This is a genomic window from Streptomyces sp. CS113 (assembly GCF_002188365.1).
GTDB lineage: Bacteria > Actinomycetota > Actinomycetes > Streptomycetales > Streptomycetaceae > Streptomyces > Streptomyces tendae.
The window spans coordinates 854235-867072 of record NZ_KZ195574.1 but is presented as its reverse complement, the minus strand read 5'-3'; the positions used below and the strand labels follow the sequence as shown (position 1 = coordinate 867072).

The following is a 12838-nucleotide window of genomic DNA, read 5'->3' as shown; positions in this document are numbered from 1 at the left end:
CGGCTGCGGGTGGGGACGATCAGGCGTTGCTGCTGCTGCCGGGTGTGGTGGCAGGTCCGGGGGAGATGGTGGACAACTGGACCAACTGGGGAGCCGAGGGAGAGCAGCAGCCTTCCGTGGCGGGCTCGGCGGCGTCGTCCGTGTCGAAGAGTCCCGAGCCTCCGCAGACGCCCGTTTCCGGCAGGACCAGCTCGACGCGGTCGGCCGCTTCGGTTTCGCCCGCCAGGGCGGCCGCGATGGAGCGGACCTGCTCGTAGCCGGTCATCGCCAGGAACGTGGGAGCCCGTCCGTAGCTCTTCATGCCGACCAGGTAGACACCGGAGTCCGGGTGGGACAGTTCCCGATGGCCGTGCGGGTAGACGGTGCCGCACGAGTGCTGGTTGGGGTCGATCAGCGGAGCGAGCTCGACCGGTGCCTCCAGGCGTTCGTCCAGGCGCAGGCGGACCTCGGAGAGGAAGGACAGGTCGGGGCGGAAACCGGTCAGGACGATGACCTCGTCCACTGCCTGGAGCCGCCGACCGTCCTCCGCGACGAGGATCAGCCGGCCCTCGGCACCGCGTTCCACGGCCTCGGTGCGAAAGCCCGTGACCGCCTCCGCGTGGCCCTCATCGACGGCGGCCTTCGCTGCCAGACCGAGGGCACCGCGTGCGGGCAGCTGGTCCGCTTCGCCGCCGCCGTAGGTGGAGCCCGAGAGGCCGCGGCGCAGTACCCATACCGTCTTTGTCGTCGCGCTGTTGTGGGATCGCGCGAGTTCGGCCAGTGAGGCGAGCGCGGTGAATGCCGAGGCGCCCGAGCCGATGACCGCGGTGCGCTTTCCCGCGTAGCGTGCGCGCACCGCCGGGTCCGTGAGATCGGGGACGCGGTAGGTGACATGGTCGGAGGCCATGTGCTCGCCGAGGGCGGGCAGACCGGTGCTGCCGGCGGGGGAGGGCAGGGACCAGGTGCCGGAGGCATCGATCACTGCGGAGGCGGTGATCCTCTCTTCCCGGCCGTCCGCGTGCTTCACCTGGACGACGTACGGCTGTGCGTCGCGGTCGGCGTCCACGACGCGGTCCCGGCCGGCCTTCGAGACGCCGGTGACTCGGGCTCCGTAGCGGACCCGGTCGCCGAGGGTGTCGGCAAGCGGCTGCAGATAGTGCTGCACCCAATCGCCGCCGCTGGGGTAGGTGCTGCTGTCGGGCCTGCTCCACCCGGTGCGGGAGAGGAGCTTTTCGGCGGTGGGGTCCACGACCTCGCCCCATGTGGAGAACAGGCGGACGTGGGCCCACTCGCTGACGGCGCTGCCGACGGTGGGGCCTGCTTCCAGTACGAGCGGAGGGAGCCCTTGTTCCAGCAGATGAGCTGCGGCAGCCAGCCCGATGGGTCCGGCGCCGATGACGACTACGGGTGTGGTGGGAACGGCGGGCGCATTCACGACGGCTCCTCGGCTTCGATGTTTGTCGATGCCGCCAGGATGCATCCGAGATCGACGTTCGTCAACATAGAAGTTCATCTAAGCTGTGCCCGTTCGGGCGCAGAGGGGTTCCGCTTGCCGCTTGGCAAATGATTAGATGCCTGTCAACATAGAGGTATGTCGAATCTGGCTCTGGACTCCACCAACGTGAACGCCACCGCGTCCTGGTGCTGCCAGCCGCTGGGCAGGGAAGAGCTGTCCGCTGCGGACTCGGAAAAGATCGCCGTGATGTTCAAGGCGCTGTCCGATCCCGTCCGGCTGCGGCTGTTCTCGAAGATCGCCGCTCGGCCGGGTGGAGAGGCCTGTGTCTGTGACATTCAGGATGTCGGAGTCTCTCAGCCCACGGTCAGCCACCACCTGCGCAAGCTGCGAGAGGCCGGACTTCTCGAGTCGGAGCGTCGCGCCAGCTGGGTGTATTACCGGGTTGCGCCCGGCGTTCTGTCGGCCATGGCGGGACTGCTGTCGCAGACCACCTGAACCGGTGGGCTCCGCCCGTCCGCAGGTGCACGCTCGGACCGTATGCTGCGGTCCCCTGGGTGCCAGGACATGCCCACCGGTAACGGATCCCAGAAGGGACGCTGGGAGGGAGATGTCATGTGTCAGAAGGGGGCGGGCTCCGCTTGTGACGGGACGTGTCTGGAGCTGAGCGCGGCCGACATGGTCTGGTGGTCCAATGTCTTCAAGACCCTGGGAGACCCCGTTCGTCTGCAGTTGCTGATGAAGCTCGCGGAGCGGTCAGGAGGTGAAGCCGCGGTACATGAACTGGCGGACGTCGGCGTGTCCGCTGCCACGGTCAGCCATCACTTGAAACGACTGCGCTGCATAGGTCTGATCGAGAGCAGACGTGAGGGTCGCCTCGTCTACTACAAGCTGGGTGCCGGTGTGCGCGCTGCGCTGATGCAGATCCTGCATCAGCGCAGCCAGGTCGGTGCGTAGGCATCGTCGGTCGGGACCGACGCTCCGCCCCTACCGTTGCGGTCAGGTGCTGACGGTACGACACGAGGCTCGAGTCGAGGACATGTGGGGGCGGCGGTCGGACCTTCACTCCCATACTGACGATCAGGCCACGGCGGCAGCCGTCGATGCCGTCGCGGGTTGGTCCAGGTGGACGGTCGTATCGCACAGGCGCTCCACCTGCGCCGGGTCGTGGGAGACCAGGAGGACGGCACGGCTTCCGCGCAGCGCCGCAATGGACTGTTCGACCTTGTCCCTGCTGCGTTCGTCGAGTGCGCTGGTGGGCTCGTCGAGCAGCAGTGCGGCCGGCTCCAGAGCAAGGGCCCGGGCAAGGCAGAGTCGTTGGCGCTGCCCCGCGGACAGGTTCTGCGCGGGTGAGTCGAGCCGGTCGGCGACCTCCTTCCACAGTCCGGCTTCCTCCAGCGCCTTCTCCGCGCGCTCGCGCAGGACTTCCTGAGAGGCCCGGAGAAGATGACGGAGCCCGAACAGGGCGTTGTCGAGGATGCTGCCCCCGAAGACGACAGGCGTCTGAGGAACAAGGACGATCTTCGCCCTCAGGTCGGCGTCTCCCTTGCCAGGTGCGATCGTGCGGTCCAGCACCTGGAGTTCCCCGTCGCGGGTCAGCCCGTTCGGGAGCAGTTCCACCAGGGCGCGCAGAACCGTGGATTTGCCGACCCCGGACGGTCCGCACAGGCCCGTGGTCGACCCGTGCTGGAGACTGAAGGAGACAGGGCCGACCAGAGTTTTGTCCTTGCTGCGTACGCGGAGCTGGCGCACGGTGATCACGTTGTCCATCGTTCCCCCTCGGACCGGTTGCGCAGCGCCACCGCCGCGCTGAGAAGTACGGCTGTGATGACGACCAGCACCATGGCGCTTCCCCATGCCTGGGTGACGGCCTGTGGGTCGCCCGAGTCCTGGGAGAGCGTGAAGATGTGGGTCGGTAGTGCCTGCACCGGTGCTTCCACGATGCCGCTCGGTAGGGCGGGTGCGCCGAAGAAGACCGTCGCGGTAAAGATCAGCGGGGCGGTCTCGCCGGCCGCGCGGGCCAGTCCGAGCAGCAGTCCGGTGATCGTTGCGGGCCAGGTGTACGGAACGACGACGGAGCGGACGAACTGTGCGCGCGTCAGGCCGAGGGACATGGCGCTTTCCTTGAGCTCTGGAGGGATGCTTCTGACGCGGGCGGAGGTCGTCAGGGCTATCACCGGCACCACGACGGGGACGAGTACGATCGCGCCGGCCAGCCACGACCGGCCCCAGCCCATGGTGGTGGAGAGGATCACGAATCCGGCCAGGCCCAGCAGGATGGTCGGAGCCCCTCCGAGGACGACCGTGAAGGTCTGCAGCACTCGCGCCGTGCGCTGGGATGCGTGGACACCGATCAGGATTCCCGCCCCGAATCCGAGGGGCAGGGCCAGGATGCCGGTGGCGGTGACAAGGAGCACGGTACCGACGATTTGGTCGCGGACTCCGCCTCCCGCAGCGCCCGTCGCTGAGGAGAACCAGAAGGACGGGTTGAAGGCCGAACTCCCGCGTGTCACCAGTAGAGCGAGCATGCCGAGGAGGAGTGCACTGGGCAGGAGCAGGGCGCCCATCCGGAGCGTCATGACCAGCCGGTCCCGCTGCAACCGCATCCGCGGTGTCCCCCGGAAGCGCGGAGTGCGGTCCGCCGTGTTCTTGCTGGTGCGGCTTCGTGTGCCCCAGATGGTTGCGGCGGCCACCAGCGCCAGGAGGATGAGGCCCAGTGCGCAGAGCGCGGCGAAGTAGGGGCCAGAGGTCCCGGCGAGGACGGGTTCCGGTCCGGCGAGTTTCGTCGTCAGTGTCTGGCCGGGGTGGGTCAGTGAGTCGAGGAACCCCCCGAAGCTGGTGGGCAGTCGTCCGTCTGCCCGGCCGACGACCAGGAAGACGGCGATGGCTTCGCCCAGCGCTCGGGCCAGTCCGAGCAGTACGGCCGCTCGCATGCCGGATCGGGCCAGTGGCAGGACTGCCGAGCGGACCACTTCCCGGCGGGTCAGGCCGAGGGAGTACGCGGACTCGCGGACGCGGTCCGGCACAGCGGCGAGTGCGTCGACACTGACCGCCACGATCGTCGGAGTGATCATGACGGCGAGGACGATGCCGGCGGCGGCGAGACTGTCGCCACCCGGTACGTCGCCGATCTGCGCGATGACCGGGCGGACGACCATGATGCCGATGAGGCCGTAGACGATGGACGGTACGGCTGCGAGCAACTCCACGCACATGCGCAGCGGCCGGGACAGGCGGGGCGGGAGGTACTCCGACAGTGCGACGGCCGCGGCCCAGCTGATCGGCACGGCGATGACCAGCGCGAGGGCGGACACCACGGCGGTTCCGTAGATCATTGCCAGGCCGCCGTACACGGAGCTCGTCGGGGCCCATGCCTTTTCGGTCAGCAGTTCAAGCCAGTCGACGCGCCCGCTGGCCAGTCCCGCGCCGAGGTATCCGATGACGGTCAGGAGCAGGGCCGCCACGGCGAAGGCCCCGCCGTACAGCCAACTCCAGATCCATGTGGAGGGGCGGGGGCGGCTGCCGATGTCGGGTGCGTCGGGAGGCCGTGTCAGGGTCTTGGTGGTCATCGACTACTTCCCGATTTCCTTGAGGGTCAGGTAGTCGTGCTTGGTCATCAAGGCCTGACCCTTGGCGGAGAGTACGTAGTCGATGAACTTCTTGGCGGTTCCCTCCGGCTTGCCGTTGGTGATCAAGTAGAGGGGACGGGACATGGGGTACTTGCCCGTGGCGATGTTCTCGGGGGATGCCTCTATGCCGTCCAGCGTGACCGCGGCCAGGCGGTCGCGTCCTTCGACGAAGCTGGTGGACAGCGGTGCCACGGCCCCAGGCGTGGACTCCAGCTTGTTGCGGGTCTCCAGGTTGCCGCCGACGATGGCGAAGTTGCCGGACTCCGGCGGCGGCGGGGCCTTCTCGTCCCCGTAGATGTACTTGTCGAGGACCTCTCGCGTGCCTCGCCCCGGTTCCTTGTCGTAGACGAAGACGTCGAGATCCGGGCCGCCGACTTCGGACCAGTTCTTGATCTTGCCCTCGAACAGGTCACGCACCTGGTCGGCGGTGAGGTTCTTGACTCCGGCGTCGGCGACCTGCTTGGTGACGATGATGCCGACGGCGTCGGCGCCGATCTGTGTGGAGACGAAGTCGGTGTTGGGGTTGGCGGCCTTGTCCTCGTCGGACAGGGGCTTCGAGCTCAGGGCGACGGTGATCTGCCCGGAGGCGAGCTGCGAGATGCCGCCGGCTGAGCCGCCCTGGGTGGCGACGGTGATGTCGAGTCCGTCGGCCTTGAGTGCTTCGGCCGCGTCGGCGGCGACCGGAGCCACCGTGGTGGATCCGCTGACCTGCAGGGCGCCACTCTTTCCGGCTCCGCCGTCGGCGCAACCGGCCAGGGATACGACCGCCAGTGCCGAAGTTACGAGGCATGCGAGGCGGCGCTTTTTGCTGAACATTTCTGAGGCCCTTCCTTTGCGCGTGACCGTGGTACCTGGGGTGTAGGGGGACGGGGCGCGATGCGACGCCCTCTTGACGGTCACCGGTGTGACAGACGAGGAAGGACTGGGCTGGTAGGTGGGGCGTAGACGAACGCTGAGTGTGTGCAGGCGTGCATGTCAGATCCTTCGGGGTTGGCGGTGCCCTGAAAGAGAACGCGAGGAATCTCCCGTGGGAGGCCGCTCGCGCAGGCTGCGGGGGGATCTGGTGGCGCGGCCCTCGCTATGTGGTGGTGAGCCAGACGGTGTCGGACGCGGCCAGGTGGAGGTGCAGACCGTCGGCTGCGTCGCTGGTGTGCATGGAGCCGCTGAGGAAGTGCCAGTTGCAGTCGGTGTGCTCGGGCAGCAGGGTGCGGAGATTGACGCGGCTCTCCGTCGCGGACGGGTTGTGCAGGCCCAGCACCGCTCGCGAGCGGTCGGCGGGCTCGTGCAGTACTGCCTCGACGCCGTCGGCCTCCAACTCGCGGACGAGAGCGTCCTCGGCGAAGGCGGCAGCGATGTGAGGCAGCGTCATGCAGTCGGACAGAGCGGGAGTTCGATGCCACAGGGCGTGGCCGGGTGTGGGGGTGAGTGGACTCACAGCAGGGGCCTTCCTGTCATGGCGGGTCCGGGTTTGTGTCCTAGCAGGTGCAGGACGGTGGGGGCCACGTCGGCCAACGTGGCCGTGGCCGGCAGCGTGGGTGCCGGCGTGTGGGTCTGGTTGGGGACGATCACCAGCGGGACCGGGTTAGTCGTGTGGCCGCCGTAGGGCCGCACGCTTCGGTCCGGAGCCTGCTTGGTCATGCGCTCTGCATTGCCGTGGTCTCCCACGGCCACTACCCACCGGCCGCTGTTCCGGGCCGCCTGCAGAATCCGGTCCACGGCGGCGTCGGTCGCCTCGCAGGCCGCGACGGTGGCGGCGAGATTGCCCGTGTGCCCGACCACGTCGATGTTGGCCAGATTGGCGATGACGAGGTCGACATCGATGCGGCCGGCTGCTTCGACCACCGCCTTCGTGACGCGGTCGAGGTTCATGTGAGGACGGGCGACGTAGTCGGCCTTGCCCTCACCCGTGATCAGCACATGCTCCTCGCCGTCGCGGACGGTCGCGTCCCGGCCGTTGATGTAGTACGTGACGTGCTCGAACTTCTCGGTCTCCGCGATGCGGACACTGCGCAACCCGGCTTCCTGGAGCTCATCGGCCAGACCGCCGGAGGCGTCCGCACGCTCCACGAGTGCGGGAATCGCGGTGCGGGTGTCGTACTGGGCCAGGCTCACCATGTTCACCGTGCGGCCGGTGGCTGCGAGGTGCTCATGGAGCCTGTCGGCGAACTGCTGGATGCGGTCGCTGCGGAAGTTGAACCACAGCACCGCGTCGCCGTCGGCGACCCTCGCGTCACCCGCCTTCGTGAGCACGGAGGCGGGGACCCATTCGTCGCCGCGTTCGCTCGAGTGGACCGCCGAGCGGGCACTGCCAGCCGGGGAGCCGCGCCCGTCCGCGACCAGGGCGACCGCGTGCTCGGTCAGGTCGAGATCACCGGCCTTGTCCATCGCGTAGCCGCGGCCGACGACTGTGGCGATCTGCCCGGTCCCGGCCGCGGCGGCCAACTCGGCCACCCGCGTCAGATACGTCTCGCCCGTGTGGTCGGCGACATCCCGGCCGTCAGTGATCGCATGGATGAAGACGCGCTCCACCTGGTGCGCGGCCGCGGCGGCCAGCAGCTCGCTCAGGTGCTCGACGTGGGCGTGGATCTGCCCGTCCGAACACAGACCGATCAGATGCAGCGCGCCTGCGGTGTCGGCGATTTCGTTCAGCAGGGCGTCCAGCCGCGGATGGCTGCGCAGGGCGCCGCTGTCGATGGCCTGCTGGACCAGGAGGCTGTCGTAGGGAAGAGGCCTTCCGGCTCCGATGACCATGTGGCCGATCTCGGAGTTGCCGACCGTTCCGGGGAGCAGCCCGACCGCTTCGCCGGAAGCCTCGGCCAGCGTGCTCGGATGCTGGGCCAAGAGGTCGGCCAGCATCGGGGTGCGGGCGAGGCTCAGGGCGTTGTCGTCGGCTGCGTCGGCGGAGCCCCAGCCGTCGAGGATCAGGAGAATTCCCGGGCCGGCGAGCACCGGGTCGGGTGTACTCACTTGGTGCTCTCCAGGTCCGGGTGCAGGGTGTCGAGGGTCTGCCAGAAGGCAGGGAAGGACTTGGCGACGCATCCCGGGTCCTTGATGACCACGCCCTCGGTGCGCAGACCGGCGATGGCGAAGGTCATGGCGATGCGGTGGTCGTCGTAGGTGTCGATGACCGCGCCGTGCGGTGTACCGCCGGTGATGTACATCGCGTCGGCGTGTTCCTCGACGTCGATGCCCATCTTGCGCAGCTCGGTGGTGACGGCGGCGATGCGGTCGCACTCCTTGACGCGCAGGGAGGCGATGTTGGTGATCCGGGTGGTGCCCTCGGCGTACGCGGCGGCGATGGCCAGGGAGGGCACGACGTCGGGCATGGCCTCCATGTCGATGTCGATGCCGCGCAGGGGACCGCCGGTGACCGTGATGGAGTCGTCGCCGACCTCGGTGCGACAGCCCATCCGCTCCAGGGCCTGGACGAGGTGGACGTCTCCCTGGTGGGAGCCGGCGCCGATGCCCGGGATGACGACACGCGACTGGAGGACGGCGGCGGCCGCCAGGAAGTAGGACATGCCGGAGGCGTCCGGCTCGACGGTGACCTGCCCGCCGCGGGCCTGCTGACCGGACGGGACGGTGAAGCGCCGGTAGCCGTCCCGGTCGACGCTCACGCCCATCTCCGCCAGTGCGGCGAGCGTCATCTCCACGTAGGGCTTGGAGACCAGGTCGTCGCTGATGGTGATCTCGGTGTCGGTCTGGGCGCGCAGCGCGTTGATGATCAGGCTGGAGGTGAACTGGCTGGACACGGCTCCGCTGATGGAGGTGGAGCCGCCCTTGAAGGAGCCGCCGACGACGCGGATGGGCGGGCTGCCGTTGCCGCGTACCGCGGTGGCGTCCACACCGAGTGCCGGCAATGCCTTGAGCAGGTCGCCCATGGGGCGCTCCTGCATGCGAGAGTTGCCGGTGATGATCGTCGTGCCTTCAGCGTGACCGGCCATGGAGATCAGGAACCGTAGGGGCGTGCCCGCGCCGCCGACGAAGATGTCCTCGCTCGGGGCGCGCATTGGCTTGCCCGTGGGGGTGACGCGTATGCGGGCGGTGGCGTGGTCGATGTCGCAGGTGACGTGGCCGAAGGTTTCGATGGCGCGGGAGAAGTAGACGGTGTCGTCGGACAACAGGGCGTTGTCGATGACCGTTTCCTGCCCGGACAGCGAGGCGATGGCGAGGTATCGGTTGGTGTAGCTCTTGGAGCCCAGGACGCGGACGGTCTCGTCGAAAGCGGTGAGGGTCCGGATCGTGAGGGTCTCGGCCTTGAGCCGTGGGTCGGGCGTTGCGGACATGCGTTACCTCCTGCGGTGGGGACGGGTGAGGTGATGTCTGTGCTCGGTGATGAGTTCAGGCTTTGACGACCCGGCACGCGAAGCACTTGAAGGCCTGCTGGCCGGACAGGTTGTCGTAGAAGCGGTCGTCGGGCAGGGTGTTGGCCGCCTCGTAGCGGGGGTCGTCGAAGAGGTCACCCTGCTTTTGGGCCGGCCCGAAGGTGTTGGGGACGAACACGGTGTCCGCTCTGATCCCCTCCCAGAGGAGTGCGGTACCGGTGACCGATCCGCGAGGGCTCTCGACGGTCACCTTGTCGCCGTCGGCGATGCCGGAACGGCGTGCCGTGTCGGGGTGGATCTGGATGAAGCGGATGCCGTTGAGCTGCTTGCCGGTGGGTGTCCAGTGGGTCACCTCGGCGAAGTGGACGACGCTGGGCCTCCCCGTCATGCCCATGAGCGGGAAGTCACGGTGCACCGCGTCGCTTCCGGGGACGCCCAGGCGTACGGGATGGGTGACTGCCTGGGGATTGATGGGGTTGGTGACGAACTTGCGGCTGTAGGACAGGGTGGGGTTCTTGCCGGTGACCTCGGGGTGTGTGTAGAAGATCGGCAGGGCGCTGTGCCCGGTGACGGTCAGTTTCTTCTCCAGGGCCGGTGTCGAGATCTCGACTTTGCCGCTGGGGGTGAGGAAGCGTTTGCCGCGGTTGGCCGGGTCGAGTGACTCGGCCGCCTGGTACCAGCTGGGGTGGTCCAGGTAGAGGGTGCTCACGCCGGGGTGGTCCTCGGTGGGGCACGGCCAGCGCAGCGGCTCGGTGCGCTGTCGCATCCTTGCGCGGGTCATTCCGCCCACGCCGGGGGTGTGGGTGACGAAGTCGTCCCACAGTTCCCGGTAGTTCATCCACCGCTCGGGAAACGCCGTACGCCACTCGGCGGCCGGCCGACGGCTGTCGAGTTCGGCCAGCGCGTGCGCGAGCCCGACCCAGATCTCCCAGTCCGGCCGGGACTCGCCCACCCGCTCGACGGCCTGGTCCTGCCAGCGAATGGCCCGGTCGTCGCGGCGCATGTAGACGCCTTCCATCTCCAAACCACTGCAGACCGGCAGGATGATGTCGGCGTAGTACGCGGCCTCTTCCATGAACAGGCCGGTGTAGACGTAGAAGTCGAGTTGTTCGAAGGCCTTCTTGACCTTGGTCGTGTTGGCTGAGGACACCAGCGGATTGCCCTGGGTCACCACCGCGCGCAGTCGGTAGGGGTTGTCCGTGAGGATGGACTCGGCGAAGTAGTCCGGGCCGACTGGCAGCGCCTCGCGCCGCTCGGGTACGTCGGCGTCCAGGGGCGGCAGGTGCAGGTCGCCGGGCCACGTGTTGTGCATGAAGTTGCAGCCGCCGCCCGGCTGCCCGATGTTGCCCGTCACCGCAGCCAGGAACGTGGCCACCCGGTAGGTGTCGAAGGCCCCGAGCTGGTGGGAGATACCCGCATTGCAGAAGATCGCCGCCGGTTTCGCCGTCGCGTACTCCACCGCCATCTTGGTGATGACGTCGGCCTTGACTCCGGTTACCTTTGCCGCCCACTCGGGCGTGAATCGGTGCTTCGCGAGATGCTCGCGCAGCTCGTCAAAACCTGCTACCCATCGTTTGACGAACGTCTTGTCGTACAGCTTCTCCTGCACGATGTGGTGGAGCATGGCGAGCAGGAGCGCGAGGTCTGTGTGCGGCTTCGGCGCCACCCAGCGGTCGGCCGCGGCTCCGGTGGGCGTCAGGCGCGGGTCCACGACTGTCAGGGTCGCGTTGTTCTCCTTGCGGCCGCGCAGGAGGTAGTCGAAGGTGACCGGGTGGGTCTCGGCCTGGTTGGTGCCCAGGAACAGGTAGTGGCGCGCCGAGCCGAGGTCGTCCTTGCCGGTCGCGCCGTCGGTCCCGTACCCGTTGGTGAAGTTGCCGAGCCCGAAGGTCGTCGCAAGGGCGTTGCCGCCGGCGTCGTTGCAGACCGGGCCGACGTCCGTGTTGTTGGGGCTGCCCAGCATGGCGAACATGCGGGCCACGAGAGATCCGGTGCCTCGGGGCATCCGGCCGGTGGTGCGGTTGGCGATGGTGTGGGCCTGGCCGGCGTCCCGCAGCGCCAGGAACTTCCTGGCGATGGTGTTCAGTGCCTCCTCCCAGCTCACCTCCTCGAACTTGGAGTGCGGGGAGCCCTTCGCACCGGAGACGCGGCGAAGTGGACGGGTCAGCCGCTCGGTGTTGTAGACGAGCTGCGGCATCAGCTCGGCTTTGACACACACCTGCCCCTGCTGGACCGGGTCACCGTCCTCGCCTCGCACGGCCAGTACGCGGCCTGCTTTGAGATCGACGTTGAGCCGGCAGTTGGAATTGCAGAACTGGCAGGCGGTGGCGACTGTCCTGTCAGGGGTCAAGGCGGCGGACCGGTCGGTGAAATCCGCGCCGGACCGGCTGCCCGTACCGGAAGGTTCTCCCGGGGAGCCCGAGGCATCGGCCGCTTGTGCAGAGACCACTGGAAGCAGGACGGGCGTTCCAAGGCCTGCACCGCCGACGACGGTCCCGCGGACGAAGCCGCGCCGGGACAGGCCGTGCTGATCGCGCTTCATGAAGACGTGGGGATCCTTCCGCCTGGTGTGGGGTACGAGGCGGGCATGGCGGTGCCCGGGCCGTGCGGGTACGCCGCACGGCCTTGTCCGATGCGGACGTGCCGTGGTGATCAGGGTGTGGGCGTCGGCAGGGCGTCGGCCTTCGCCCGTACGGCGGCCAGGAACGCCTTGAGGATCTTGTGTTCGCTGCCCGGAGCCGACGAGAGCTCGGGCTGGAAGAGGCTGCCCAGGAAGAAGGGGTGCCCGGTGATCTCCAGGGCCCGGGGTGCACCGTCGCTGTCCCAGGCGCTCAGCCTCAGTGAGCCCTGGTTGGCCGCGTTCATGAACGCGTCGGTCAGCCCGTAGTCGCAGTGGAAGATCTCCTCGACCTCGGTCGTGCCGTAGATGCCCGCGAGCCGGGAGTTCTCCATGACCGTCAACGGAGCCTTCTCTCCGCGGAAGGAGCACTTCAGCGGGGTGACGAGAGGCATCAGCTTCTCGGGGTCCTCGTCGACGCCGGCCGCCTCCGGGAGGTGGAGCACGTTCTGGGCGTGTTCGATCAGGGCGCTGAAGAATCCGCCGCAGGTGCCCAGGAAGGGCAGGCCGTTCTCACGGGCGTGGCGCACGGCGACGTGCACGCCCTTCTGGTTGAAGTAAGGGGCTCCCGGCACGACCCATATGCCGTCGAAGCCATCGACAACCGAGGCGTCGTGTATGTCGGTGGTCGGTATCCACTCGGTGGTCAGATCCCACTGCTCACGCATCGCGTCGATCCTGGGGTGGGACGGCTCGTCGTGATTGCCGCGGTCTCCCACCAGGGCAAGGCGTGGCTGTGCAGAGACTGACATCGTTTTCCCCTTCAACGGTTCAGGAGGGCGAATCCGTCTCGCCAGTGACGGTTCCAGCCCAAGGGGCGCGGCAGAACGCGTGCCGT

At 68.1% G+C, this 12838-nt stretch carries 11 protein-coding genes; 2 read left to right on the top strand and 9 right to left on the bottom strand.

Annotated features, from left to right (window positions below):
* Nucleotides 1–19: 19 nt before the first annotated feature.
* Complete coding sequence (locus B9W62_RS03655; RefSeq protein WP_087805148.1) at nt 20–1414, bottom strand: NAD(P)-binding domain-containing protein; 1395 nt, start codon at nt 1412–1414, stop codon at nt 20–22.
* A 156-nt stretch (nt 1415–1570) separates the two neighbouring features.
* Between B9W62_RS03655 and B9W62_RS03650 the strand changes: the two genes are divergently transcribed.
* Nucleotides 1571–1930, top strand: a complete 360-nt coding sequence (locus B9W62_RS03650; RefSeq protein WP_087805146.1) for an ArsR/SmtB family transcription factor — start codon at nt 1571–1573, stop codon at nt 1928–1930.
* Nucleotides 1931–2047: 117 nt separating this feature from the next.
* Nucleotides 2048–2389 carry an ArsR/SmtB family transcription factor gene (locus B9W62_RS03645; RefSeq protein WP_087805144.1) on the top strand — a complete coding sequence of 114 codons (342 nt, stop codon included), beginning with the start codon at nt 2048–2050 and terminating at the stop codon, nt 2387–2389.
* Between the two features lie 123 nt (nt 2390–2512).
* On the opposite strand, the gene B9W62_RS03640 is transcribed toward B9W62_RS03645, so the two are convergent.
* The 8 genes from B9W62_RS03640 to B9W62_RS03605 all read right to left on the bottom strand — a co-directional run bounded on the left by B9W62_RS03640 (nt 2513) and on the right by B9W62_RS03605 (nt 12752).
* Entirely contained in the window at nt 2513–3202 is a 690-nt protein-coding gene (locus tag B9W62_RS03640; RefSeq protein ID WP_179235329.1) for an ATP-binding cassette domain-containing protein, read from the bottom strand.
* Nucleotides 3190–5001, bottom strand: a complete 1812-nt coding sequence (pstC, locus tag B9W62_RS03635) for a phosphate ABC transporter permease subunit PstC (protein WP_087805143.1) — start codon at nt 4999–5001, stop codon at nt 3190–3192. Before pstC ends, B9W62_RS03640 begins: the two co-directional genes overlap by 13 nt.
* Before the next feature lie 3 nt (nt 5002–5004).
* Nucleotides 5005–5877 carry a phosphate ABC transporter substrate-binding protein gene (locus tag B9W62_RS03630; protein ID WP_087805141.1) on the bottom strand — a complete coding sequence of 291 codons (873 nt, stop codon included), beginning with the start codon at nt 5875–5877 and terminating at the stop codon, nt 5005–5007.
* A gap of 262 nt (nt 5878–6139) precedes the next feature.
* Nucleotides 6140–6430 (bottom strand): hypothetical protein, encoded by a 291-nt coding sequence (locus B9W62_RS03625; protein ID WP_256976170.1) that lies wholly within the window; start codon nt 6428–6430, stop codon nt 6140–6142.
* Nucleotides 6431–6492: 62 nt separating this feature from the next.
* Nucleotides 6493–8028: a 2,3-bisphosphoglycerate-independent phosphoglycerate mutase gene (gpmI, locus tag B9W62_RS03620; RefSeq protein WP_087805137.1), complete on the bottom strand. Its 1536-nt coding sequence runs from the start codon at nt 8026–8028 to the stop codon at nt 6493–6495.
* Complete coding sequence (gene aroA, locus B9W62_RS03615; RefSeq protein ID WP_087805135.1) at nt 8025–9347, bottom strand: 3-phosphoshikimate 1-carboxyvinyltransferase; 1323 nt, start codon at nt 9345–9347, stop codon at nt 8025–8027. Before aroA ends, gpmI begins: the two co-directional genes overlap by 4 nt.
* 55 nt (nt 9348–9402) lie before the next feature.
* Nucleotides 9403–11925 (bottom strand): molybdopterin-containing oxidoreductase family protein, encoded by a 2523-nt coding sequence (locus B9W62_RS03610; RefSeq protein ID WP_179235328.1) that lies wholly within the window; start codon nt 11923–11925, stop codon nt 9403–9405.
* A gap of 110 nt (nt 11926–12035) precedes the next feature.
* Nucleotides 12036–12752 (bottom strand): CTP synthase, encoded by a 717-nt coding sequence (locus B9W62_RS03605; protein ID WP_087805132.1) that lies wholly within the window; start codon nt 12750–12752, stop codon nt 12036–12038.
* Nucleotides 12753–12838 lie beyond the last annotated feature (86 nt).